Below are 24,061 nucleotides of genomic sequence, written 5' to 3'. Positions count from 1 at the left end.
GGGTGTATGTTGCCCCCAACACAGCGTGCCAGGTGTTCCATGTCCAAGCCCGACCACATCCTGATCGTCGATGACGATCCTGAAATCCGCGAGCTGCTTTCCAGCTACCTCATCGACGCCGGCTTCCAGGCCTCGGTTGCCAGTGATGGGCGAGAGATGCGTCGCCGGCTGCAAGAGCACCTGGTCGACCTGGTGTTGCTCGACCTGATGCTGCCCGGTGAGGACGGCCTGAGCCTGTGCCGCGAACTGCGGGTGCAAAGCCATGTCCCGGTGATCATGCTGACTGCCCGCGGAGCACCGGTCGACCGCATCGTTGGCCTGGAGATGGGCGCAGATGACTACTTGGGCAAGCCCTTCGAACCCCGCGAATTGCTGGCACGGATCAAGGGCGTATTGCGGCGGACCCAAAGCTTTCCTCAACGGGCCCGCCTGGATGAAGTCGCCCTCCTGCGTTTCGCCGGCTGGCAGTTGGACACCACCTCACGGCAACTGTGCTCCCCGGAAGGCCGGGTACTGAACCTGGGCAATTCGGACTACCGTCTGCTGCGCCTGCTCCTGCAGCATCCCAACCGCCCCCTGGGCCGCGACTTCCTGCTCAATCACGTGTTCGACAAGGAGCGCGCGCCCTTCGACCGCAGCATCGACGTCTGCGTCAGCCGCTTGCGCCAGCACCTCGATGACGATCCGCGCAATCCTTCGTTTATCCGTACCGTGCGCAACGAGGGCTACATGCTCACGGTAGGGGAAGTGCTCGGCGAATAAAGCCGGGCTTCAAAAGGTCAGGCAGATCTTGCCGAAATGCTGGTTGCTCTCCTGGTAGCGGAAGGCTTCGACCATCTGTTCCAACTCGAAATGCTTGTCGACGATCGGCCGCAGGCCATTGGTGTCGATGGCGCGGACCATCGACTGCTGTTGGGCGCGGCTACCGACCAGTACGCCTTGCAGGCGGATCTGCCGAACCAGGGCCTGGACCAGCGGCAACTGGCCGGCCACGCCGGTGAGGATACCGATCAGCGAAACGTGGCCGCCGATGCGCGCGGCGATCATCGACTGCTCCAGGGTGGCCGGGCCACCGACTTCGATCACATGGTCGACTCCACGGTTGTCGGTGAGCTGGCGCACCTTCTCGCCCCAGGCCGGGGTGCTGCGGTAGTTGATCAGGTGATCGGCGCCCAAGGCCTTGAGCCGCTCCAGCTTGGCATCGTTGGAAGAGGTGGCGATGACCGTGGCGCCAGCCAGCTTGGCGAACTGCAAGGCGAAGATCGACACACCACCGGTGCCCTGGACCAGCACCGTATCGCCAGGCTTGAGATGATCGTCGCTCATCAGCGCGCGCCAGGCGGTCAGGCCGGCGGTGCTCAGTGTCGCCGCCTCGGCATGGCTGTAGCCCTTGGGCGCCAGGGTGAACGAAGTGGCGCGGGCGGTCACCTGCTCGCGGGCGTAGCCATCGACACCATCGCCGGGGACCGTGGCAAAGCCTTCGACCTGAGGCTGGCCATCGAGCCAGTCAGGGAAGAACGTGCTGACCACGGCGTCACCGACCCGGAACTCGCTCACGCCCTCCCCGACCGCGATAACTTCGCCCGCACCATCGGCCATGGGGATACGCCGCTCACTCGGCCCCCACATGCCGCTGACCACCGCGAAGTCGTGGTAGTTGAGGGAGTTGGCGCGCAGGCGCACAGTGATTTCGCCGGCCAGCGGAGCCGGTGCTTCGTAGGTGCCGACCTGGACCTTGTCATAGCCACCACCCGGTTGAACGTAGATCGCCTTGCTGCTCATTACCGTATCTCCCTTGAATGATTGCTGGCCTGCAAGTGGCCAGTCTTGATGGCTGGGAGGGGCAGGTCAAGCCAGAGCGGTCAGCTCAGCAAGGCCTGCAATGCCCGGCAATCCGCCGCATGCCAATCCACCAGCTCCGGCCAGGGGTTGTCCGGCAGGTTGACCAGCACCGTGCGTGCGCCAGCGGCGCGGCCGCAGTCGAGGTCGAAACGGTAGTCGCCGACCATCACCAGCTCGCTCGGCGCCACGTCCCAGGCCTGGGCGATCTTCAGCAAGCCGTCGGGGCTGGGCTTGGGCTCGGCTTCGTCACGGCCGAGGATATGCTCGACCGCAAAACAGTCGGCCAGGCCGATGGCCTCCAGGGTGACATGGGCCAGCTCGCGGGCATTGCGGGTGAGAATGCCAAGGCGGCAACCGCGCTCGGCCAGGTCGCGCACCAGTTCCACGGCACCGCAGGCAGCCTTCGAAGCGATCGCCAGGTCACGCTCGTGCTCTAGCAACCAGGCGTGCTTGGCTGCCGCCTCATCCGCAGGCAGCGCCGCCAGGTGGGTGAGAATGTCGTGCTCGGCGGGGATGTCCAGGGCCTCGCGGATCGCTGCGAAGTCATGCACCGCCACGGTGAGAGTGCCATCCATGTCGAACACCCAGTTGCGTATCTGCGACAGGTTCATGCCCAGTCCTTGCGATGGCGAATCAGGCCTTCCTGGCAAGACGAAGCCACCAGTTGCCCAGCACGGTTGTAGATGCTGCCACGGGTGAAACCGCGGGCATTGCCGGCCCAGGGGCTGTCGATGGCATACAGCAACCAGTCGTCGGCACGCAGGTCGCGGTGGAACCACAGCGAGTGATCGAGGCTGGCGATCTGCATGTCCTTCTGCCATACCGACTTGCCATGGGGCATCAGCGAGGTCGTCAGCAGGCCGAAGTCCGAGGCATAGGCCAACAGGTACTTGTGCAGCGCCGGGATGTCCGGCAGGTTGCCGTCGGCGCGGAACCAGGCGTACTTGATCGGATCCCCCGGCTTGGGGTTGAACGGGTCGAGCTCGGTGACCGGACGGATCTCGATCGGCTTGGCGCACAGCACCTTGTCACGGATACGCTCGGGCAACTGGTCGGCCATGGCCTGAGCCAGCTCCACTTCCGTCGCCAGGTTCTCCGGGCCGACCACATCGGGCATTTGCGCCTGGTGCTCGAAACCGCCCTCGCCGTACTGGAAGGAAGCGCTGCAGGTGAAGATCGTATGTCCCTTCTGGATCGCCGTCACCCGCCGAGTACTGAAGCTTCCGCCATCACGGACCCGGTCGACCGAATAGACCACCGGCATGCTGGCATCCCCGGGCCGCAGGAAATAACCGTGCAGCGAATGCACATGGCGCGCGTCCTCGACCGTCTGACTGGCCGCCGACAGGGACTGGCCCAGCACCTGGCCGCCATACAATTGGCGAAAGCCCAGGTCCTGGCTGCGCCCGCGGAACAGGTTTTCCTCGATGGATTCAAGACTCAACAGGTCGACCAGGTCGTCCAACACATGACTCATTGGGGGTTCTCCTCGCAAGGCACTACGGCACTACAGCACGCAATTATGCGGACAAATGATACAGGGTTTGCCATTACTGCCGCGCATGATCAGCCATTCAGGCTCGGAGGGTCTGCTGCCAGCGGTCCCGGTCGATGCGGTACAGCACATGGGGGCGCAAGGGATGGCCTGGCGGCAAACGGGGATGTTCGAAGCTGCCGTCCGGGTCCTGGACCATGCCGATGGCCTGCATGACCTTCTGCGACGGCAAGTTGCTTTCGCTGGTGAAGGACACCACCTCGTCCAGGTGCAGTTGGGTAAATGCGCAACGTAGGCAGGTCCAGGCGGCCTCGCTGGCGAAACCCAGACCCCAGTGGCGGCGGGCCAGGCGCCAGCCGATCTCCACTGCCGGGGTGAAGTCGGCGTCGAAGCTGACGTTGAGCAACCCAGTCATGCCGATGAAAGCGCCACTGTCCTTGCGCTCGAGCGCCCACAGGCCGAAACCGTATTCACTGAAGTGTCCACGGATACGGCCGATCAGCGCCGCACTCTCAAGACGTGTCAGCGGCGCCGGGAAATAGCGCATCACCAGCGGGTCGGCGCACAACGCGGCAAACTCGCGCAGGTCGTCGTCCTGCCACTGACGCAGGGTCAGGCGCGCGCTTTCCAGCTTGAGGATAGGGTTCATGGCCTGCTCCGTATTCCCTACCTTGCATTTTAGGCAGGCGATGAACCTTTTACCCAGGCGTCAGAACCTGAAATTGGCCGTCAGCTCGGCAGAGCGGCCAGGTGCCACGGTAGCGAACAGCCCGACATGGGACGCGTCGTAGATGGTTTCGTCGGTCAGGTTGAGCAGGTTCAGCTGCAGGTCGAGGTTCTTGTTCACCTTGTAGCCAACCATCGCGTCGTAGCGCCAGTAGTCATCGACGGTGATGGTGTTGGCATCGTTCATGTAGCGCTTGTCCATGTAGTTGGCACCGGCACCGACCGTCCAGCGAGCGTCAATATCGTAGGACGTCCACAGGCTGAAACTGTGCGGTGCAATGAACTTGGACTTATTGCCGTCGTTGCTGCCATCACCGCCCGACTTCACCACCTCCGCATCCAGGTAGGTGTAACCGGCCCAGACAGCCCAGGCATCGGTGATGCGTCCGGTGGCGCCCAACTCGATACCGGTCACGCGCTGATCGCCGTCGAGCGCGACCAGGCCAGTGGTCGGGTCGGTCACCCGCGCGTTGGTTTTCTCGGTGCGGAACACGGCCGCGGTCAACGAAAGCTGTTCGTTGAACACGTCCCACTTGGTGCCCAGCTCAAGGCTGCGGGACTTTTCCGGGTCCAGGTCGGCCTTGTTGCCATTCAGGTTGCCGGCGCCCGCGCCATCCGCGCCGCCCGACTGCGTGTTCTCGCCAGAAGGGTTGGACGAAGTGCCATAGGAGAGATAGATGCTGCCGTTGGGCAAGGGCTTGAAGACGATACCCACCTGGTAGTTCCAGAGCTCGCTGGACGACTCGGCGCCATTGGCGACACGGTTTTTCACCTCGTAGTCGTCGTAGCGCAGCCCCAGGTTCAGGTCCCACTGCTCGTGCAGGGCCAGGGTGTCGAAGACATACAGCGACTTGACGTCGGTCTGGTACTTGCCAGTGACCTCGCCGGTCCCTGGCAGCAGGGTCCAGCCACCATCATGGGGGTTGGGGTTGTCCAGGTCAGCGGGCTGGCCGTTGTTACCGGCGTGCTTGTCCTTGTCGGTGATGGTTTCCCGGCTCAGTTCCAGGCCAGCCGAATACGTGTGCTTGATGCCACCGGTATCGAATGTGCCGAAGATGTCCGTCTGGTTGATCAGCGAGGTGTTCACCACGTTGCGCGGGCGGAACCCACGGCCGACCTGGCCACTTTCTTCCTGTTCGACATTGGCGAACACCGGGCGGCTCATGACGTAGTTCTGCATGGTGCGCCCGCCGCGCAGGGTATTGCGCAGCGCCAGCCGGTCACTGAAGTCATGCTCGACGATCAAGGTGGCCAGGTCGGCGGATGTCTTGCGGAAGTCCCGGTCGACCAGACCATAGAAGTTGTCGCGGTCGACATCCGCCGGCTTGTTGGTGATCAATGAAACCGGATGCCCCTGGTCCGGGATATCGTCGGTCTTCAAATGGTAGTAACTGGCGGTGACCCGCGTAGGCCCGGAGAGCCCCCAGGTAATGGTCGGCGCGATACCCCAGCGGCTGACCTCGACATCATCGCGGCCCGGTGTGTCGGCCTCATGCTTCATCGCGTTCAGGCGAAACGCCAGGTCCTGCTCTGGCAGGTACTGGTTGATATCCAGGGTGTGGCGCCACAACTGGTCAGTGCCCATGGTGACACTGCCGGCGATGAAGTCCTCGGCCTTGGCGCTCTTGCTGACCAGGTTGATGGAACCACCGGTCGATCCACGACCGCTGTAGGCCGCCCCCGGGCCTTTGACGATTTCCACCGATTCGAGGTTGAACGCCTCGTGGGAAGCCCGGCCGAGGTCGCGCAGGCCGTCGATCTGAATGTCGGTACTGGCTTCGAAGCCGCGAATGAAAGGGCGGTCGCCCAGCGGCGTACCGCCCTCGCCGGCCCCCAGGGTGATACCCGGCGTAGTGCGTAGTACGTCGGTCAGCGAGGTGGCGCCACGCTCCTTGATCAAAGCCTCGTTGATGATGGTGATCGACTTGGGAGTCTCTCGCAGCGGTGCCGTGAACTTGGGCGATGACATTTCATCGACCTTGAAGGTTTCGTGATGCACCCCGGTGACATCCGTCGCATCCAGCTCCACAGCGGTCTTTTGTTGCTGGGCTGACGAAGTAGGTGTCTCCGCAAGACTTGCCGATGACCACGACGCCAGGGCCAGGCCCAGCGCGGTATAGATTTGACCGGATTCGGAACGACGAACTGCTACGGGATTGTTTTTCATCACGATTGCCATCACCAGAAAATGATGCGCAATGCTATTTACGAAGAATTTTCACTCAAAGGGGATTTACAACATTTACTCCGGGTAACTGTGTGTTGCTAAATATCTGGTTACACACAATTTTCACCCACGAAACACTGCACTTCCAGCGCTGGAAAGATGTGCATCGGAATGCCGATTTACCCACATGCAACGACCGTGTGGATCAACGCCAAGCCAGCATCACGACACCCAGCGTGATCAGGCTGACACCGGCCCACTGGCGTATGTCGAGACGCTCACCCAGCAACGTGACGCCGAGCACAGCTACCAGCACCACGCTGAGCTTGTCCACAGGAGCGACCTGGGATGCCTGCCCCAGTTGCAAGGCCCGGAAGTAGCAGACCCAGGACGCCCCAGTGGCCAGCCCGGAGAGCACCAGGAACAGGTAGCTGCGCGCAGAGATAGAGCCCAGCGATTGATACTGGCCGGTGGCATAAAGGATGAGCGCCAGGCTGATCAACACCACCACCGTGCGCAACAGTGTGGCGAAATCGGAGTTAATGCCGGTGATGCCAACCTTGGCGAAGATGGCGGTCAAGGCTGCGAACACGGCGGACAGCACCGCCCAGAAGGTCCATGAGGCAAGCACTGGGCAGACCTGAGCAATGGGTGAGCGGTCAGTCTACAGGCTGGCGCTGGACGCCCGTCAACTGGCAAGATCCAAGGCTGCCCCGAGCCAGAACCCGCCATGCCCCTGCCACTGATCTATCACGACGACTACAGTCCGCAATTCCCTCCGGAACACCGCTTCCCCATGGACAAGTTCCGCCTGCTGCGCGACCACCTGGTCGACAGCGGCCTGACCACGGACGCAGCTTTGTTGCGCCCGGAAATCTGCCCCAACGATATCCTCGCTCTGGCCCATGACCGCAATTACATCGAGCGCTACCTGCATGGCGAGCTGTCGCGCGAGGACCAGCGCCGCCTCGGCCTGCCCTGGAGCGAGGCCCTGGCCCGGCGCACCGTACGCGCCGTCGGCGGCTCGTTGCTGAGCGCTGAACTGGCCCTGCAACACGGCATCGCCTGCCACCTGGCCGGCGGCACCCACCACGCCCACTACGACCATCCCGCTGGCTTCTGCATCTTCAACGACCTGGCAGTGATCAGCCGCTACCTGCTCGAAGCCGGCCGGGTGCACCGGGTGCTGATATTCGACTGCGACGTGCACCAGGGCGATGGCACCGCGCGTATCCTCCATGACACACCAGACGCCATCACCGTGTCGCTGCATTGCGAACAGAACTTCCCGGCACGCAAGGCCCAGAGCGACTGGGACATCCCACTGCCCCGTGGCATGGGTGACAGCGCCTACCTCAAGGTGGTGGAGGATGCCCTGAACTACCTGCTGCCGCTGTACCAACCGGACCTGGTCCTGTATGACGCCGGCGTCGATGTGCACAAGGACGATGCCCTGGGTTACCTGCAAATGACCGATGCCGGTGTCGCGGCCCGCGACGAATGCGTGATGCGCCACTGCCTGGGGCGCGACATCCCGGTGGTCGGGGTGATCGGCGGCGGCTACAGCAAGGACCGCCAGGCCTTGGCCAAACGCCACGGGATCCTCCATCACAGCGCCAGCCGAGTGCTGGGTTACTCACAATGACTGTGGAACCGCCTGTGGATAACCTGAGCGAAAGCCGCTCCAGCCCTTTAACTACCTGATCTGCAAGGGCCTGTTCATTTTTTGCACAGTGTTGCCGGAGGACTGGCTGCGGTAGAATGCCGGTTCTTTTCCACAGCCTGCAGCCTGCCATGACCGACCAACGCCCCACTTCCCGTCCCCTCGTCGCCGTCATCGGCGGTGGCCCAGCCGGGCTGATGGCCGCCGAAGTCCTGACCCAGGCCGGTGTCGCGGTGGAAGTCTTCGATGCCATGCCTTCGGTAGGGCGCAAGTTCCTGCTGGCCGGCGTCGGCGGTATGAACATCACCCATTCCGAGCCCTACCCGGCCTTTGTCTCGCGCTACGCCGAACGCCGCCGGGAAATCGACGGGCTACTACAGGACTTCGATGCCGATGCCTTGCGCCAGTGGATTCACGGGTTGGGCATCGAGACCTTCGTCGGCAGCTCAGGGCGCGTGTTCCCCCGTGATATGAAAGCCGCACCGCTGCTGCGTGCCTGGCTCAAGCGCCTGCGCGACGGCGGCGCAGTTATCCACACCCGTCACCGCTGGCTTGGCTGGAATGCCGATGGCAGCCTGCGGATCGCTTATCCACAGGGTGAGTTGCAGCTCAAGGCCGACGCCGTGGTATTGGCGCTCGGCGGCGGCAGTTGGGCCCGGCTAGGGTCAGACGCAGCCTGGTTGCCGCTGCTCGGCGAACGGGATGTGGATATCGCCCCGCTGCAGGCCAGCAACTGTGGCTTCGAAGTGACCGCGTGGAGCGACCTGCTCAAAAGCAAGTTCGCCGGTGCGCCGCTGAAGAACATCGCCCTCAGCCTGCCAGGATGCCCGCCGCGCAAGGGCGAGTGCATCCTCACCGCGCAAGGCGTCGAAGGCAGCTTGGTGTATGCCTGGTCGGCCCAGGTCCGCGAAGCCATCAACCGCGACGGCAGCGCCACCCTGCTGCTCGACCTGCTGCCGGACCGGCCTGTGGATAAAGTCGAGCAGGCACTGGCCAAGCCACGCGGCTCCCGCTCCATGGCCAAGCACCTGCACAGCCAACTGGGGTTGGACGGTGTCAAGGCAGCCTTGCTTCGCGAACTGACCGACCAGGCCAGCTTCGCCAGCCCGGCGTTGCTGGCAAGGGCGATCAAGGCCCTGCCGGTCACCCTGGTACGGCCACGACCGCTGGACGAGGCCATCAGCAGTGCCGGTGGGGTGCGTTTCGAGGCACTGGACCGAGGCTTGATGGTCAAGCAGTTGCCAGGGGTCTTCTGTGCCGGAGAGATGCTCGACTGGGAAGCACCGACTGGGGGCTATCTGCTCACGGCATGTTTTGCCAGCGGACGCCGCGCAGGATCGGCGGCGGCGGATTGGGTCCACATGGGTTCACAGAACATCCCGTAGAAGCCCCCTCATCAGGGCTTGCGCTTGCGCGGTCCGCCATTGAAGCTCGGCACTTTGCGCACCGGTTTGACCAGCGGCTGCGTGATCTTGTCTTCGGCACTGTCCATCCAGCGTCCCAGCCCACGCTTGGCGCTGTTCTCCTTGGGCTTCTTGGTTTTTTTCGGCTTCTTCAGCACCTGGCCATCAGCATCGGTCAACGGCACCCGGTGATCGGGAATGAAGTCTGGCTCTTCATGGCGCGGCAGGATCTTGCGGGTCAGGGTTTCAATGGCCGCCAGCAGTTGCACTTCATCGGCGCAGACCAGCGAAATGGCCTCACCGGTGTTGCCCGCACGCCCGGTACGGCCGATCCGGTGCACATAATCCTCGGCCACGATCGGCAGGTCGAAGTTGACCACCAACGGCAGGTCGTCGATATCCAGTCCGCGGGCGGCCACGTCGGTGGCAACCAGGATCTGCACCTCGCGGGCCTTGAAGCTGTCCAGTGCCCGCTGGCGGGTAGCCTGGGGCCGGTCGCCGTGGATGCCATCGGCATTGACGCCCTCTTCGCGCAGGCGCTCGACCAGTTGGTCGACACCATTGCGGGTCTTGGCGAACACCAACACCTGCTTCCAGCGCTGCTTGCGCATCAGGTGAATGAACAGCTCCGGCTTGCGCTTCTTGTCCACAGGCACCAGCCACTGCTTGACCGTGCTGGCGGCGGCGTTGCGCGGGCTGACTTCGATGCTCAGCGGGTCGTTCAGGGCCAAGCCGGCGAGCATACGGATCTCGTCAGAGAAGGTCGCCGAAAACAGCAGGGTCTGGCGCTTGCGCGGCAGCGCGGCGTACACCGCCTGAAGTTCCTCGGCAAAGCCCAGGTCGAGCATGCGGTCGGCTTCGTCGAGCACCAGCACCTGCACCTGGTTGAACTTCACCGCGTTCTGACGGAACAGGTCGAGCAGGCGCCCCGGAGTGGCGACCAGCAAGTCGACGCCGCGGCGCAGACGCATCATCTGCGGATTGATGCTGACGCCACCGTAGACCGCGTAGGTGCTTACCGGCAGATGTTCGGCGTACTGGCGGATATTGCCATGGACCTGCTCGGCCAGCTCGCGGGTCGGTACCAGCACCAGGGCACGGATCGAATTGCTGGCCACCTTGGCGCCTTCCAGGGCCAGGCGTTGCAGCACCGGCAGGGCGAAGCCGGCGGTCTTGCCGGTGCCCGTCTGGGCCGCGGCCATCAGGTCGCGGCCGGCCAGCACGGCGGGAATGGCCTGGGCCTGGACCGGAGTCGGAGTGTTGTAGTCCAGATGCTGCAAGGCGCGCAGCAAGGGTTCGATCAGGCCGAGTTTGGCGAAAGTCATGGCAATACCGTAAGGGGGTTCAGCAAAGGCGGCAGTTTACCGCAAAGCCCTGCCACGCCCCATTACTTGCACACTTGCTCCTTCAACGGCTCGGCCGGCACTGCTGGCTCCGGCGCCTTGCGCCACTGCGGCAGGCCGATCAGCACCACCGCGCCGATGATCACGGCCATGGCCAGGCATTCCTCGAAACCGATGCGCTCCCCGGCGAAGAGGATACCGAGCAGCACCGCCACCGCCGGGTTGACATAGGCATAGCTGGTCGCCGCCGCCGGACGCACATGTTTGAGCAGGTACATGTAGGCACTGAACGCCAGGATCGAGCCGAAGAACACCAAGTACGCCAGCGCGCCCCAACCGGCGGCGGTGGGCATGTGGGTCATGCGTTCGCCGCTAAGGGCGCTGCCCGCCAGCAAGGCCGCACCGCCCACCAGCATCTCCGCGGCGCTGGCCATGGCGCCCTGGGGCAATGGCAGGCTCTTGCTCCACACCGAGCCGAAGGCCCAGGACGCTGCGGCGAACACGATCAGCGCCGCCCCCATGGGGCTGGCCTGCAGATTGGAGCCCAGGTTGAGCAAGGCGATGCCGATCAGACCGAGGATGATGCCGGCCCATTCCAGGCGGGTGTTGCGGTGGCCCCAGAACAGCCCGAACAGCAAGGTGAACAGTGGCACAGTAGCCACCGCCAGCGCCGCCACGCCCGACGCCACGCCAGCATGCTCGGCCAGGGTCACCCCACCGTTGCCGCAACTGAGCAGCAAAAAGCCGATGGCCCCTGCCGCACGCCATTGCGCCCAGGTCGGTGCCGGCACACCGCGCCAGCGCAGGAAGCCATAGAGCAAGGTCCCGGCAATCAAAAAACGGATCCCCGCCATCAACAGCGGCGGCCAGGACTCGACGCCGATACGGATGACCAGGTAGGTCGATCCCCAGACCAGGTACAAGGCCAGGAAGGCACCGATGAGAACCAGGGGAAAGCGGCGAGAGGCAGGCATGAGAAAGACTCGAAATCCGTTTACGGGGGATCAGTTTAAAAAGCTCCCGCCGTAAACTTAAGTTACAAAACCTGTTTAAAACACCGAAACACTTTTCAAAACACGGTTCTTGAGCCACTTTTCCATCGAATGCAAAAAGCCTCCGGAAAGCCCATGGACAAATACGATCGCATGCTCCTTGCCGCCCTGCTGGAAAATGGCCGGGCCTCCTTCGCGCAACTGGCGCGCCAGGTCAACCTATCGGCACCGGCGGTGGCCGAGCGGGTGGCCAAGCTCGAAGCCAGCGGCGTCATCACCGGCTACCAGGCCAAGGTCGACCTGGACAAGATCGGCCTGCCGATCCAGTGCGTGATCGAGCTGCGCTTGGCCAGCCACGGTAACCAACAGGCCTACGAAGCGCTGACCCGCATTCCCCAGCTCACCGAATGCCATCGGGTCACGGGCGATCCTTGCGTGATCATGAAGGCCGCCGTGGGCTCGATGCAGGAGTTGGAGGCGCTGATCAATCAGGTCGCCCAGTTCGGTTTCAGCAAGACCTCGATCGTGCTCTCCAGCGCCATTGAACCACGGGTGCCACTCGATCACCTGGAAGCCAACGGCAGGAAGGCCTGAATCAGTGACGCAGCAACAGTCGCCCTTCGATAGGCATATAACGGCTGGCGGCGCGGATCAGTGAGTGAGCGGTCAGGCCCGGGACACCGTAGGCCACCGCCTCGACGCCATGGCGCTGGATGACCCGCTCCAGCAACAGGTCGAAATCCCCATCACCGGAGGCCAACACCACCTGGTCGACCCGCGCGGCGGCGTCGATCACATCCAAGGTGATGCCCACGTCCCAGTCGCCCTTGGCCGAACCATCGCTGCGCTGGATGAAAGGCTTGAGCCGAACGGTGAAACCCAGATTGCGCAGAATCTGCTGAAACTGCTGCTGTTTACTGTCGCCACGGTCGATGGCATAGGCCACCGCTTCGACGATCTGCCCGTGCTGGCTGACATCAGCCCAGAGGGCCGCATAGTTGAAATGACAGCCGTAGGCCTGGCGCACGGTGTAGTAGAGATTCTGCACATCGGCGAATACCGCGATTCTTTTCACCACAGGCCTTGCTCTCCGGATAACGGGCGACTTTGCCACTGCGCGAGCGCCCTGTAGGAGTCGCGGTTCGGCGCTCCTACAGGCCCTCGGCGTTCAGTGCCTTGCGCAATGGCACCAGTATGCCCGAGCCGTCAGATGAAAGTGTCGTCATCGGAGAAGAAGCCCCCCTCATCACCGTAGTCGCTGTCCATGAACTCACCCTGGTCGTTGCCATAGGCACCGTTGTCGGCGACCTGGCGCTGCTCGTCCTGGCTGCCCCAGCCACCGGTGTCACTGGCCGGTGCCGGCTCTTCCTTGATCACTTCGACCACTTCCTCAGGCTGCGGGTGATGGTTGAACAGGCTGCTGATGCCCTGCGCCAGCATCACGCCGCCGGCCACCCCCGCCGCGGTTTGCAACGCGCCGCCCAGGAAGCTGCCGGCGCCACCACGGGCCGCGCCAGGTGCCGCATTGAAACCGGGCTGTTGCGCCTGGCCGAACGACCGCGACGGCTCGCGCCAGCCGCCGCCATTGGACGCCGAACGCTGTGGCTGCGGTTGCGGCGCGGGCGCGCGGGTGCTGGCCCCGAAGAGACTGGACAAGAAGCCTCCGCCGTTGCCCTGGGGAGTGGCCGTCACCTGGCTGCGTGCCTGCTTCAGCTCGGCCTCGAGCTGCTTGTTCTGCTCGTCCAGGCGCTTGAGCGCGGCTTCTTGCACCAGGATCGCCTGGGCCATGTAGTACGGCGCCGCTGGCTGCTGCCGCACATGCTCGTCGATGCATGCCTGGGCCTGAGCATCACGTGGCTGGTTCGGGTCCTCGGCCTGCCTGAGCCGGGTAAACAGGCCGTCGATCAAGGTTTGTTCTTCAGTGTTCATGGGCTACCTCATACAAGAACCAGGACATCGGACAGGGTTAAAGATGGGGGGCAAGGCAGTCTGATTCAATCGCCGGGCGAGTGAAACTTTCTTCAGCTTGGGCGACGGCTGGGCCAGGGTTTGCTGACGTATGAGTCCCGGCCTGGAATTAAACCTCAACAGCCCCTAAAGTTACGCCCTGCTTTTTCTGCCATGCGATGTTGACTGATGAATCCGCTGAGCGTTCTGCGCGACTCCCTGTATTTCTTCCAACGCCACCTGGTCAGCATCCTCCAGCTGTGCCTGCCGCTGGTGGTGCTCGAGGCCCTTTGCACCCAACTGCTTTATCTGCAGTTGGGCGAAAAGGCGTCGCCGGCCTACGGCATGCTGGTCAGCCTGCTGTTCTACCCGCTGTATAGCGCCGCGCTGATCCTCTACCTCGACACCCGCAGCAACGGCCTGGTGCCGCTCAAACGCGACCTCTTCGCCAGGGCCCTGCAATTGTGGCCGACCCTGGCCCTGATGATTCTGATCAGCTCGCTGCTGATCATGGCCGGCCTGGCGCTGTTCGTGCTGCCGGGCATCTGGCTGATGATCAACCTGGTGTTCGCCGAATACCTGCTGGTGCTGCGCGGCATGCCGGTAGTGGCCTCGATGCGCGAGAGCGCACGGATGACGACCGGCCACTTCTGGCGCATCCTGGTGTGCGTCCTCGCCGTGCTGGCACCGCTATGGCTGCTCGACGGCCTGTTCCTGACCCTCTTCCCCGAACCGCAACCGGCCCTGCAACTGGCTCTGGACAGCCTCAACGGCTTCCTCCAGCTGTTCAGCAACGTGGTGCTGTACCGCCTGTTCATGCTCCTGGAAACCGAAGCCGGCACCTGACCTGGCCTGGCGACGAACGGCTCGGTTATGCCTGGGGCGAACTGAACCTCGCGAAACCCTACAGATTTCCGATCACTTGCCAGTCAGTGCGCAGTTGGTGCTACCGGCGCGACCTAGATAAGCCCGAGGGTCAAGGCTTTCAGGGTCGCCGCCGCGCGAGTGGTGCACTCGAGCTTGCGAAACACGCTCTCGACATGGGTGCGCACCGTGCTCGGGCTGATACCCAGTTGACGGGCCACCTCCTTGTTGCTTCCTCCTTTGCTGATCAGCCCCAGGATCTCGCTTTCCCGCTCGCTGAGCGGACCATTGGCAGCCTTGGCCAGGCTGACGCTCTGCTCGCCACGAGCGGCGGCGATCACGGCCTTGCAAGCCTGGACGTCGAAACGTCCCTGGGCTGCGTCCTCCAGCAATAGCCGCTGAGCCTCGGGCTCGCTGAAGGCCGGGCGCCACGGCCGCTCGGAACACAGCGCCAGCCAGGCCAGCGAGGCGGCCAGCAGCCGGTGTTCAGGCAGCAGCGACTCGCCACCCAGGCCTCGGTAATAACCACTGCCGTCCAAGCGCTCGTAGGCATGCGCGGCCAATTGCCCAGGCACCTCCAGCTCGGCAACCTGCCCACATGCACGGGCCGTCCAGTAGGGAACGAGGCGGACCTGTTCGCTATCGCCTTCCAGCAAGCTGCCTTCGGTATTCCAGATGCGATTGGGCACCGCGGCGCGACCGATGCCATGTACCAGCGCCGCCTTGCCCAACGCCTCGATGGACGCCTCCGGCAACCCCCAGAGCTGCGCAGCACGGCGCACAAGATCGGCCGCGCCACGCGAATACCCCGCCAGCCAGGGCAGCTTGAGGTCGATGACATCGCCCACCAGCGTCAGCGGCACCCTGTGCTCACCGGTCGCCGGGGCCATCTCCGGAACACGCAGGGCCTCCAGCCATTGCGCAGCATGCCGCGAAACCTCGGAGGCCAGCGCTGCCGGGTAGCGACAATCCCCCTGGCTGGCGATCCACCCCAGGGCGGCGTCCAGGCCATGGACCCGTGAAAGGATCTCCAGGTCCCCTGCCAGGATGACCTGGTAGACCACGTCGGGCACGTCCGGATGGCGCAAGCCATAAGGCCTGCCCTGGCCATCGAACTGCTCGAAGATATGCCGCAGTCCCTGTTCGACCGCTTGCCCCAGCCCGAGGGTGACGGCGATCTCGCCGGAGACCTCACAGTGCACCCGGGCCAAGGGCGAGGTCTTGCGCATGGCGCGCTGGCCGGCGGAATCCAAGGTATGGCTGAGCATGGCGTTGCGTCCAACCACGTCATCGCCGAGCAAGCGGGTGAAGCCGTCGGCATTGGCGGTACAGCCAGACCAACGCAGCAAAGCGACCTGACGGGCGGCCTGGACGTGCTCGCCCTCGCCATTACAGGCCTGCGCGAGCAGATGGGCCAGCCGCGCAGTGCGGCGTGACTGGCCCAAGGGTTGCCCCATGCTCAGGTCGCCAACCATGGACAGCGTCTGGACGGCACCTTGCAGGGTGATGTGGTGATTCTCGAACATGGTGTTTTCCACAGTGTCATTCCTGATTACCGGGCTGCCTCGGATAAACGACCGATACCGGGATAGTGGGCTGCTCCTGACAATAGGTCATCACCCACACAGGAGATCCAACCATGTTCCGATTCAAGACGCTCGCCCTGGCAATGGCAATGACCGGCTCGGTCTTCGCTGCCACCACCCATGCCGCCACCGAAAAGCCCTCGGTGGTGATCGTACACGGAGCTTTCGCCGATGGCTCGGACTGGGCCAAGGTCGTCCCTCTGCTGCAGGCAGAAGGGGTCAAGGTGACCGTGGTGCAAAACCCACTGACCTCGCTGGCTGACGACGTGGCCGCCACGCAACGGGTCCTGGACAACCAGCCAGGTGACGTGGTGCTGGTCGGCCATTCCTGGGGCGGTACGGTAATCAGCCAGGCCGGTACTGACGAGCATGTACGAGGGCTGGTCTACGTCGCCGCCTTCGCCCCGGACGCCGGCCAGAGCAGCGGCGAACTGGGCAAGGGCTACCCGACTCCGCCCGGCCTGAGCCAGCTCACTGCCGACAAGAGCGGCTTCCTGTACCTGACGCCCCAAGGCATGGCGACCGATTTTGCCCAGGACCTGCCGAAAGCGCAGACCGCCATTATGGCCGCGACCCAAGGGCCTATCCGGGCCTCGGCCTTTGATGATCGGACCAGCGCCGCCGCTTGGACGAGCAAACCGTCCTGGTACGTGATCAGCAAACAGGACCGCATGATCGACCCTGGTCTGCAGCACGCCTTCGCGAAAAAAATCGGCGCCCAAGCCACCGAGCTCGACAGCAGCCACGTCCCCCAGCAGTCCCGCCCGGCCGATGTGGCGAAGGTGATCCTGGAGGCCGTGAACAAAAGCCAGGCAGCGTCCGACGCCTCCACACAGGCAAAGAAATGAACCTGGGTAGTCGATGCCAGGCATAACGAGCAAGGCCCCACGTAAATGCAGCGTGCCCTGCGCGCTGCATTCACTAAGCCGACTCAAGGAAAGCTTTCGATCTCCACGCTTCATTTACCAGTGCCTAAGGTGCAGGCCGGCGCGATCAACAACGCCGACGACCAGACTGGTAAATGGAAAAGGAGTTTCACATGTCCGATGTCGAGCAAGAAACGCTATGGGCCGAAGAACTGGAATCCTTCCGGGGCAAAATCTATATGGTGAAGGATGGAGGCTTGGTTCCCCTGCGCCTCAGCCGCTCCGACGACAAGTTCACATGGGGTATAACCCCCGAATATGACTGGCTCCAGGCAGGGGGAAAGGAAGACTCGCCGGTGTTCCACTTCGTATTTCATTCACAAACCGAGAACCGCTTGCACTTCAACATCTCGGGCACTGGACGCAACGCCGCCAAAAAATTGGGTATCAGCCGCAATGGCTACCTGGGGCTATACCAACACGCCGAGGTCAAGCACTACTGGAAGATCGAGCCGCTGACCTGGACTGAGCAAGGGCTCTTTGCCGCTTTCGAGACCACGAAGGGCATCAGGTCAAAGCCATCCCTGATCTGCCTCATTGGCGGCAGGCCGGTATCTCCCTCCTGACTGTCGGGGAGGGCGATATCCATGAGTTCTTGATCACACGTGTTGATTGAGGAGGCGTTCAGCGTTTCCTCGGCTTCGCCCGCGCTGTCGCCTCCGCCACCAGAGGGTCATCCGGCCAGTAGTGCTTGGGGTACCGGCCTTTTAGGTCTTTCTTGACCTCGCCGTAGGTCGACTTCCAGAAGCTTTCCAAGTCTTGGGTGACCTGCACGGGACGCCGCGCAGGCGACAGCAAATGCAGCTTGAGCACCTGCCGTCCATTGGCGATGCGCGGTGTGTCTGCCAGGCCAAACAGCTCCTGGAGCCTCACAGCCAATACCGGAGGCCGCTCGCTGTAGTCGATTCGGATATTCGACCCTGAGGGCACCGCGATTGTCTGAGGCGCTTGCGCATCGAGCTGCTGTGGCAGTGGCCACGGCAGCAGATTGCGCAGAATCGATGTCAGGTCGAGCTGGCCAAAGTGACTGAGCCTGGTGATCTTTCCAACGTAGGGGCCTAGCCACTCGCCTAGTGACTCCAGCAGCACTGGGTCACGTAGATCCGGCCATTCACTCGTTCCTCCGCTCGCTAGGTCCAGATCCCGGAGAAGCGCCACACGCGCCTGCCACTGGCGCAGCTCGGGAGTCCAGGGCAACAGCTCAAGGCCCTTGCGCCGGATGTAGTTGATCAACGCTTGGACACGGGCTTGGTCATCCAGGTTTGTCAACGGAGCAGAGGAAAGTACCAATTCCCCGACCTTCAACTGTCGTTCCGCCCGGAGCCCACCTTCCCGCTCATCCCAATCCAGCTCGTCCACCTGACAGACTTGCTCTTTCAGGACGGAATCGAACAACGCCTCATCCAGGTCCGCCGCGAGATAGATACGCTCTTCCCTTTGGCCTTGGCGGCTCCCTAGATCAGCGATCACCAACCATGGGTGCTTCATCAGCGCATCGCTCTCGCTGAACAACGCGGCACGGCCATTGGCGAGGCGGTACTCAGCGCCACCAGCGCGCCGCTGTTGTGCAACGCGGTCAGGGTAGGCAAGCGCTAGCAGGCAGCCCACCCACTTTGGACTTTCGGGGTCCGGGACGGTGCCGGCCCTAGGCCCGCGCAAAAATGAACGGTACTGCTTGGCCAACTGCTTCGCCCGCTGAGCGCCCCCCTGCCCGCCACGCTGGGCACGTTGCTCTCCAGACAAGACGGCCAACCGGCTATGCAGGTCGGCACCGCCGCCGCGCTGGATATCCCGCTCGCTCAGCAAAGCGGCGATATCGCACGCCATCTCCGTCAAGCCCAGCTCATGTCCGCGTAACAGCAGGTGAGCAATCCGAGGATGAGCAGGCATCTCGGCCATCGCCTGGCCGTGTTTGGTTAATTGCCCATCCTGTTGCAGGGCGCCAAGCCGGCGCAACAGATCACATGCCTGCGAAAAGGCAGCAGCGGGCGGCGCATCGAGCCATTTGAGCTGATCCGGCTCAACGCCCCACCTCGCGAGCTGCAGTGCCAATCCGGCCAGGTCAGCCTGTTGAACCTCCGGCGAGCTAAAGCCGGCCAACTGCTCGTGTTGGGCTTCAGACCACAACCGATAGCAAACACCCGCTTCAAGCCGCCCTGCCCGACCTGCCCGCTGGGTAGCGCTAGCCTTGGAAATACGCTGCGTGTCGAGCCTGGTCATGCCACTGCGCGGATCGAACCGCGGCACCCGCTCAAGGCCTGCGTCAATAACGACTCGCACACCATCGATGGTGATACTGGTTTCCGCGATGTTCGTTGCCAGAACGATTTTTCGCTTCCCAGGCGGCGCGGGATCTATTGCTGCGCGCTGCTCGTTCAACTGGAGTTCGCCATGCAGCGGGCAGATCAGGATGTCCCCCTGGGCATCAGTTGCATCTTTGCCAAGGCTATCCAGAAGCCCTTGATGAACACGTCGAATTTCCGCTTGCCCGGGCAGGAAGACAAGGAGGCTGCCGCTTTGCTCCGCCAGTGCATCGAGGCACGCCGCAACGATACGGGGCTCGATGAACTCTCCGGGCTGTTGCGGTTTGCCCCAGACCGTCGTGACCGGATACATCCTGCCTTCGCTAGTCACAATGGGAGCCTCGTCGAGCAGTCGAGAAAGCCGCTCCCCTTCGAGCGTTGCTGACATCAACAAGACCTTTAGCGGGACATCATCGCGAAAGAGCTCGCGGCCGTTGAGCGTGAGTGCCAAGGCCAGGTCCGCATCCAGGTTTCGAAGGTGGAATTCGTCGAAAATGACCAGGCCCACGCCATCCAACGAGGGGTCGTCTTGAAGCCTCCTTGCCAGGATCCCTTCGGTCACGACTTCAATGCGAGTCTTCGGGCCCACTTTGCTTTCAAGACGAATGCGGTAACCCACCGTCTCACCTACCCGCTCGCCGAGTTCAGCCGCCATGCGCTCAGCGGCAGCGCGCGCGGCAAGACGCCGTGGTTCGAGCATGATGATCGTTTGCTCTTTGAGCCAAGGTTCCTCAAGGAGCGCTAGAGGGACGCGGGTAGTTTTACCAGCACCTGGCGGAGCCTGGAGCACGACTTCATTGCGCTCCTGGAGAGCTTTCAGAAGAGCCGGCAAGGCGGCGTCGATGGGCAACGAACTCATGATTACTCCTGCAACAAGGCGTGCAGTATACAGAGGTTCATTGGCCATCCGGCGAGAGGCCACACCAGCAGAGCAACCGTCTTCAAAACGGCCGTATCACGGACTATCAATAATACTGAGGTGGAGTATGACTGGCCGAGGAACTCGTATTGGCACATCGACTCAGCACATGAATCTCTACACCCGCCTAGAGTAAAGTAGAAAATCCGCAACGGTTGAATTATAGTCCGTACAGCGCCTTGGAAGTGCCATTTAACACCTAGTTTCCATCAGGAATTGGAGAGCCGACCGCAGCATGAGTAACGTCTGCGGATAGAAAAGGGATTGCACATGCATAAAAAGACCGTTCGCCTCACGATACTGATCGATCTGCCGACTAAAAAAAAATTAGAGGATCTCTCTGAGACCGTCGATCTAACCGTATCGCAAATCCTCCGAAAGCTAATAAAGAACCACCTGAGCGAGCATGAGCAACCGGGCGTTTTTTCTCCCAAGGAGAAACCCCGCGATGACTCTCTCCCGCTAAACTAGTACGAAGGTACTAACTTGGTGATACTTTAGTATGGTGAGCGTGCTTATTCCAAAAAAGCACACACCAATACTTTATGTGATGAAGTTCACACTATTAGCCGACGACACCTCACTTTGCTTGGACGCAGGAAGGTCTAATGTTCTCAGCAGAGTTCGATTATCGAACAAGAGAACTCTCACATAGCAAAAATTCTGTCTTCATCCGACATTGACAATGGATTTTCTTATGTCTTTGAAACAGCAACTAACCGCCTGTTACAATTTCTTAAAAACGCAGACGGCAGACCTCATCGCCAACACCGAGGCCTCATCAGCCTGTACGCTGTTTTTCTCCCTCAGCGACGGTACACAGCGGGCTAGGGTTTTCCACGTCACCGCTGAGAGTTTCGAGACCGCCTGGAACAGCGCGCTACTAAATTTCCCACAGCTACAGGCCACACCAGAGCAGGATCGGCCATCCGCACGGCTGTGGCTCCGGGTCGAGCGCGCAGTCAACCTGACGACACTGTCGTGGGCACAACTGCAGGAGCGCCTCAAGCGCCACAAACGCAACTACTTCCGGCACGGCATCGCCTTCGACAAGGAGCTGAAAATCGCCCTCACCGAACAGGAAATCAACGCCAACGCTATCCTGTACGGCGGCTCCACCATTCCTGTTGCTAGCTTCAACCTGGGCAATTTCTCGGTATACGCGAAAAAACGCTTTGTCGGTTCAACTGCACTGGCGGCAGCCCAACATGCCCAAGCTCACCCTCAGACCCCCGTCTACCTGTTCCAGACTCAAGGTGTTTTCTGTGCCGAAGACGGCGTTGTCCATGCCCTCAATAGCAATGGACTCGATGTCGGCCGACGCAAAACGGATGTGCTGGAAGCCGGCGAAGTCCGGGAAAAAATCGTAACGGCCTCGGACTTTCTCTCGCGTCAGGTCAAAGACAGCGGGCAATTCGTCTACGGCCACTTCCCCTGCTTTGACCGCACGATCCAGAACTACAACACCCTGCGTCACGCCAGCACCGTTTACTCCATGGTCGAAGCCTGGGCGCTGATCCAGGACGACACGCTCAAGGCCTCGATACTTCGCGCCCTCGACCACCTCACCCAGACGCTGATCAAGCCCTACACCCTGCCCGACGGCAGTGCCGCCGCCTTCTTGGTGGACACAGGCGACGAAATAAAACTAGGGGGCAATGCGGTATGCCTGCTGGCCCTGGTGAAATACAGCGAAGTCACCGGAAGCCGCGACTATCTTCCATTGCTGGAAGCACTGGCCAATGGCATTGCCTGGATGCAAGACCCGCAGACAGGGATCTTCAACCACGTTCTGCATGCCAAGGACCTGAGTGTCAAAGAGCCCTTCCGGATTATCTACTACGACGGTGAAGCGGCATTCGGCCTGATGCGCCTCTACGGTTTGACCGGCGACGAGCGTTGGCTACACATGGTCGAAAAAGCCTTCGATCATTTCATCGCCAAGGAGCATTGGCGCGAGCACGATCACTGGTTGAGCTACTGCGTCAACGAGCTGACTCGTTATCGGCCCGAAGAAAAATACTTCCGCTTCGGCCTGAACAACTTCATCGACTACCTGGGCTTTGTGCAGCAGCGCATCACCACCTTCCCGACCCTGCTGGAGTTGATGATGGCCGCACAGCAGATGCTGCAGCGCATCGAACAACTGCCCGCACTGCGTCATCTGCTCAATGAGGTCGACCTGGAAGCGTTCTATCGTGCCTTGCACCACCGCGCCGGGTATTTGTTGAACGGTTATTTCTGGCCGGAAATAGCGATGTTCTTTGGCAACCCGGCACGCATCGTCGGTTCATTCTTCATCCGTCATCACGCCTTCCGCGTGCGGATCGACGATGTCGAACACTACCTCTCCGGGCTCATTGCCTATCACCGCTACCTGCTCGATGGCGCACCGCAAGTCCAGCGCGAACTGCCGCGCGAGCAACATGGTATTGGCGGCTGGTACTGGAACGCGGCAAATGTCGCACAAGCCACCGGCGGCATTTGGGCGGTAGCGCCTACGGCGGATTGGCAAGCCAGCGGGCTGGCCCCCTCCATGTCGTACTTCAAACCGCAACGCATGTTAATCAGGCACCCGAGCAAGGTGGGTGCCAATGAAGCCCGATTGGCACACCTGTGGGCCAAGGCTGACCCACAACAGCGCCCGTCAGCCTTTGTGTGCACCGACCCTACGCCCTACCTCGACGCCGGCTTGCCGGTGCTGCAAGTCCCGGACACTGCCGACGCCATGCTGGACTTGGGGCGCTACGCCCGGCAAACCTTCGGTGGCCAGGTATTCGGGGTAACCGGTAGCGCCGGTAAAACCACCGTGGTCGCCATGCTCACCCACGCCCTGCAGCAACTCGGAACGGTGGCGCAGACCGAAGCTAACGCCAACCTGCCCCACGGCATTGCCTGGAACCTGGCCAGCATGACCGACCCGGCCCGCTTCTGGGTCCTGGAAATGGCCGTTGGCAGGATGCCCATCAACTCCGACCTGGTTCGCCCCCATGTCGCCGTCGTCACCAGCCTGGCGCCGGCACACCTGGAATACCACGGCACGCTGGCAAACCTGGCCCGCAAGAAAAGTGCGATCTTCAGGTCCATGGCGCCCGGCGGTCATGCCGTGCTGAACCGCGACATGCCTTACTACCAAGTGTTCGCTGACGCCGCCAAGCAAGCACAATTGGCCGAGCTCAGCTACGGCGAGCATGCGCAAGCCGATCTGCGCGTGATCGACTGCCTCGCCACCGCTTCCCATTTGCAAGTCAATGCCAGCCTTCGAGGCGCGCCATTGCGCTTCAAGCTGCGTGCCCGTGGCAAGCACATGGTCCTCAACGCCCTGTCGGTGCTGGCCTCACTGGTTGTCGCCGGCTTGCCCATAGAGCAAGCACTGGCTGCACTGGAGACATTCGAGGCGGTTGACGGCCGCGGGAACACACTGACCATCCCCTGTGGGGATGGCGACTACCAGTTGATCAATGACGCCTACAACGCCAACCCAGGTTCCATGGGAGCCTCGTTGAAAATGCTCGCTGATCTGCCCGGCCGGGCCGATCAGCGCGTCGCGGTGCTGGGAGACATGCTCGAACTGGGGCCGCAGACCCAAGGCTATCACCTGGACCTGGCCGAACACCTGTTGGCGGCGTCTCCACGGCATACCCTGCTCTGCGGGCCGCTAATGCACGCGCTGTATGTGCAAGTGCGTGACCAGTTGAGCGTCGAGTGGTTCGAGGACGTCAACGCCCTGCTGGAAAAACTGCCCGAACAGGCTGCACGCTGGTTCCACAAGGGCGATTGGGTGCTGGTGAAGAGCTCTGGCGGAACCGGCCTCTCGCAACTGGTCGACTCACTCACCCACACCAAGCAACTGGCCACAGCGCTCTGACGCCACAGGCTGAAGCG

The 24,061-nt window shown here is 62.3% G+C and carries 21 protein-coding genes; 9 read left to right on the top strand and 12 right to left on the bottom strand.

Annotated features, from left to right (window positions below; genetic code table 11):
* Positions 1-39 precede the first annotated feature (39 nt).
* Entirely contained in the window at positions 40-762 is a 723-nt protein-coding gene (locus tag ACYU03_RS03700; protein ID WP_461888160.1) for a response regulator, read from the top strand.
* Positions 763-771: 9 nt separating this feature from the next.
* Here ACYU03_RS03700 and ACYU03_RS03695 read toward each other — a convergent pair whose 3' ends face one another.
* From ACYU03_RS03695 to ACYU03_RS03670, 6 genes are all read right to left on the bottom strand, one after another.
* Entirely contained in the window at positions 772-1,782 is a 1,011-nt protein-coding gene (locus ACYU03_RS03695) for a zinc-dependent alcohol dehydrogenase family protein (RefSeq protein ID WP_461888159.1), read from the bottom strand.
* 80 nt (positions 1,783-1,862) lie between these two features.
* Complete coding sequence (locus ACYU03_RS03690) at positions 1,863-2,453, bottom strand: HAD family hydrolase (protein ID WP_461888158.1); 591 nt, start codon at positions 2,451-2,453, stop codon at positions 1,863-1,865.
* Positions 2,450-3,319, bottom strand: coding sequence for an acyl-CoA thioesterase II (tesB, locus tag ACYU03_RS03685; protein WP_461888157.1), 870 nt, complete (start codon positions 3,317-3,319; stop codon positions 2,450-2,452). Before tesB ends, ACYU03_RS03690 begins: the two co-directional genes overlap by 4 nt.
* A 97-nt stretch (positions 3,320-3,416) precedes the next feature.
* Positions 3,417-3,986, bottom strand: a complete 570-nt coding sequence (locus ACYU03_RS03680; RefSeq protein WP_461888156.1) for a GNAT family N-acetyltransferase — start codon at positions 3,984-3,986, stop codon at positions 3,417-3,419.
* A 60-nt stretch (positions 3,987-4,046) separates the two neighbouring features.
* Positions 4,047-6,230 carry a TonB-dependent receptor gene (locus ACYU03_RS03675; RefSeq protein ID WP_461888155.1) on the bottom strand — a complete coding sequence of 728 codons (2,184 nt, stop codon included), beginning with the start codon at positions 6,228-6,230 and terminating at the stop codon, positions 4,047-4,049.
* A gap of 205 nt (positions 6,231-6,435) precedes the next feature.
* Positions 6,436-6,861: an EamA family transporter gene (locus ACYU03_RS03670; RefSeq protein WP_461888154.1), complete on the bottom strand. Its 426-nt coding sequence runs from the start codon at positions 6,859-6,861 to the stop codon at positions 6,436-6,438.
* 99 nt (positions 6,862-6,960) lie between these two features.
* Between ACYU03_RS03670 and ACYU03_RS03665 the strand changes: the two genes are divergently transcribed.
* Complete coding sequence (locus tag ACYU03_RS03665) at positions 6,961-7,875, top strand: histone deacetylase family protein (protein ID WP_461888153.1); 915 nt, start codon at positions 6,961-6,963, stop codon at positions 7,873-7,875.
* Between the two features lie 149 nt (positions 7,876-8,024).
* Entirely contained in the window at positions 8,025-9,278 is a 1,254-nt protein-coding gene (locus tag ACYU03_RS03660) for a TIGR03862 family flavoprotein (RefSeq protein WP_461888152.1), read from the top strand.
* An 11-nt stretch (positions 9,279-9,289) separates the two neighbouring features.
* On the opposite strand, the gene ACYU03_RS03655 is transcribed toward ACYU03_RS03660, so the two are convergent.
* Both ACYU03_RS03655 and yedA read right to left on the bottom strand, forming a co-directional pair.
* Positions 9,290-10,621 (bottom strand): DEAD/DEAH box helicase, encoded by a 1,332-nt coding sequence (locus ACYU03_RS03655; RefSeq protein WP_461888151.1) that lies wholly within the window; start codon positions 10,619-10,621, stop codon positions 9,290-9,292.
* A 62-nt stretch (positions 10,622-10,683) separates the two neighbouring features.
* The gene (yedA, locus tag ACYU03_RS03650; protein ID WP_461888150.1) at positions 10,684-11,613 is read right to left on the bottom strand and encodes a drug/metabolite exporter YedA; all 930 of its coding nucleotides are present in this window, start codon (positions 11,611-11,613) and stop codon (positions 10,684-10,686) included.
* Positions 11,614-11,766: 153 nt separating this feature from the next.
* On the opposite strand from yedA, the gene ACYU03_RS03645 reads away from it, so the two are divergent.
* Positions 11,767-12,225 carry an Lrp/AsnC family transcriptional regulator gene (locus ACYU03_RS03645; RefSeq protein ID WP_461888149.1) on the top strand — a complete coding sequence of 153 codons (459 nt, stop codon included), beginning with the start codon at positions 11,767-11,769 and terminating at the stop codon, positions 12,223-12,225.
* Between the two features lies 1 nt (position 12,226).
* Here ACYU03_RS03645 and ACYU03_RS03640 read toward each other — a convergent pair whose 3' ends face one another.
* Positions 12,227-12,706, bottom strand: coding sequence for an NYN domain-containing protein (locus ACYU03_RS03640; protein ID WP_461891375.1), 480 nt, complete (start codon positions 12,704-12,706; stop codon positions 12,227-12,229).
* A gap of 131 nt (positions 12,707-12,837) precedes the next feature.
* On the bottom strand, positions 12,838-13,560 hold the full coding sequence (locus ACYU03_RS03635) for a DUF2076 domain-containing protein (RefSeq protein ID WP_461888148.1): 723 nt from the start codon (positions 13,558-13,560) through the stop codon (positions 12,838-12,840).
* 207 nt (positions 13,561-13,767) lie between these two features.
* Between ACYU03_RS03635 and ACYU03_RS03630 the strand changes: the two genes are divergently transcribed.
* Positions 13,768-14,424, top strand: a complete 657-nt coding sequence (locus ACYU03_RS03630; RefSeq protein ID WP_461888147.1) for a YciC family protein — start codon at positions 13,768-13,770, stop codon at positions 14,422-14,424.
* Between the two features lie 113 nt (positions 14,425-14,537).
* On the opposite strand, the gene ACYU03_RS03625 is transcribed toward ACYU03_RS03630, so the two are convergent.
* Entirely contained in the window at positions 14,538-15,968 is a 1,431-nt protein-coding gene (locus ACYU03_RS03625; RefSeq protein WP_461888146.1) for an HD domain-containing phosphohydrolase, read from the bottom strand.
* A 113-nt stretch (positions 15,969-16,081) separates the two neighbouring features.
* Between ACYU03_RS03625 and ACYU03_RS03620 the strand changes: the two genes are divergently transcribed.
* Together ACYU03_RS03620 and ACYU03_RS03615 are read left to right on the top strand one after the other, a co-directional pair.
* Positions 16,082-16,876 carry an alpha/beta fold hydrolase gene (locus ACYU03_RS03620; protein WP_461888145.1) on the top strand — a complete coding sequence of 265 codons (795 nt, stop codon included), beginning with the start codon at positions 16,082-16,084 and terminating at the stop codon, positions 16,874-16,876.
* A gap of 191 nt (positions 16,877-17,067) precedes the next feature.
* Entirely contained in the window at positions 17,068-17,520 is a 453-nt protein-coding gene (locus ACYU03_RS03615) for a hypothetical protein (protein ID WP_461888144.1), read from the top strand.
* Between the two features lie 58 nt (positions 17,521-17,578).
* Here the strand turns inward: ACYU03_RS03615 and hrpB are convergent, their stop codons facing one another.
* Positions 17,579-20,116, bottom strand: coding sequence for an ATP-dependent helicase HrpB (gene hrpB, locus ACYU03_RS03610; protein ID WP_461888143.1), 2,538 nt, complete (start codon positions 20,114-20,116; stop codon positions 17,579-17,581).
* A 330-nt stretch (positions 20,117-20,446) separates the two neighbouring features.
* Here hrpB and ACYU03_RS03605 point away from each other — a divergent pair, with 330 nt between their 5' ends.
* Together ACYU03_RS03605 and ACYU03_RS03600 are read left to right on the top strand one after the other, a co-directional pair.
* Positions 20,447-20,647 carry a hypothetical protein gene (locus ACYU03_RS03605; protein WP_461888142.1) on the top strand — a complete coding sequence of 67 codons (201 nt, stop codon included), beginning with the start codon at positions 20,447-20,449 and terminating at the stop codon, positions 20,645-20,647.
* 226 nt (positions 20,648-20,873) lie between these two features.
* A complete protein-coding gene (locus ACYU03_RS03600; RefSeq protein WP_461888141.1) occupies positions 20,874-24,044 on the top strand; it encodes a UDP-N-acetylmuramoyl-tripeptide--D-alanyl-D-alanine ligase in 3,171 nt (1,056 codons plus the stop codon).
* The last annotated feature ends 17 nt before the right edge of the window (positions 24,045-24,061 follow it).

It is taken from the genome of Pseudomonas sp. X10, from assembly GCF_054889225.1.
The sequence above is the reverse complement of the archived record's forward strand: the minus strand, read 5'-3'. Positions and strand labels throughout refer to the sequence as shown.

Coding starts and splice junctions, on each gene's coding strand:
- ACYU03_RS03625 (WP_461888146.1), bottom strand. CDS start 15,968: ATGTTCGAGAATCACCACATCACCCTGCAAGGTGCCGTCCAGACGCTG.
- ACYU03_RS03665 (WP_461888153.1), top strand. CDS start 6,961: ATGCCCCTGCCACTGATCTATCACGACGACTACAGTCCGCAATTCCCT.
- ACYU03_RS03695 (WP_461888159.1), bottom strand. CDS start 1,782: ATGAGCAGCAAGGCGATCTACGTTCAACCGGGTGGTGGCTATGACAAG.
- ACYU03_RS03635 (WP_461888148.1), bottom strand. CDS start 13,560: ATGAACACTGAAGAACAAACCTTGATCGACGGCCTGTTTACCCGGCTC.
- hrpB (WP_461888143.1), bottom strand. CDS start 20,116: ATGAGTTCGTTGCCCATCGACGCCGCCTTGCCGGCTCTTCTGAAAGCT.
- ACYU03_RS03615 (WP_461888144.1), top strand. CDS start 17,068: ATGTCCGATGTCGAGCAAGAAACGCTATGGGCCGAAGAACTGGAATCC.
- ACYU03_RS03655 (WP_461888151.1), bottom strand. CDS start 10,621: ATGACTTTCGCCAAACTCGGCCTGATCGAACCCTTGCTGCGCGCCTTG.
- ACYU03_RS03675 (WP_461888155.1), bottom strand. CDS start 6,230: ATGAAAAACAATCCCGTAGCAGTTCGTCGTTCCGAATCCGGTCAAATC.
- ACYU03_RS03660 (WP_461888152.1), top strand. CDS start 8,025: ATGACCGACCAACGCCCCACTTCCCGTCCCCTCGTCGCCGTCATCGGC.
- ACYU03_RS03600 (WP_461888141.1), top strand. CDS start 20,874: ATGTCTTTGAAACAGCAACTAACCGCCTGTTACAATTTCTTAAAAACG.
- ACYU03_RS03700 (WP_461888160.1), top strand. CDS start 40: ATGTCCAAGCCCGACCACATCCTGATCGTCGATGACGATCCTGAAATC.
- yedA (WP_461888150.1), bottom strand. CDS start 11,613: ATGCCTGCCTCTCGCCGCTTTCCCCTGGTTCTCATCGGTGCCTTCCTG.
- ACYU03_RS03630 (WP_461888147.1), top strand. CDS start 13,768: ATGAATCCGCTGAGCGTTCTGCGCGACTCCCTGTATTTCTTCCAACGC.
- ACYU03_RS03645 (WP_461888149.1), top strand. CDS start 11,767: ATGGACAAATACGATCGCATGCTCCTTGCCGCCCTGCTGGAAAATGGC.
- ACYU03_RS03680 (WP_461888156.1), bottom strand. CDS start 3,986: ATGAACCCTATCCTCAAGCTGGAAAGCGCGCGCCTGACCCTGCGTCAG.
- ACYU03_RS03620 (WP_461888145.1), top strand. CDS start 16,082: ATGTTCCGATTCAAGACGCTCGCCCTGGCAATGGCAATGACCGGCTCG.
- ACYU03_RS03690 (WP_461888158.1), bottom strand. CDS start 2,453: ATGAACCTGTCGCAGATACGCAACTGGGTGTTCGACATGGATGGCACT.
- ACYU03_RS03605 (WP_461888142.1), top strand. CDS start 20,447: ATGCATAAAAAGACCGTTCGCCTCACGATACTGATCGATCTGCCGACT.
- tesB (WP_461888157.1), bottom strand. CDS start 3,319: ATGAGTCATGTGTTGGACGACCTGGTCGACCTGTTGAGTCTTGAATCC.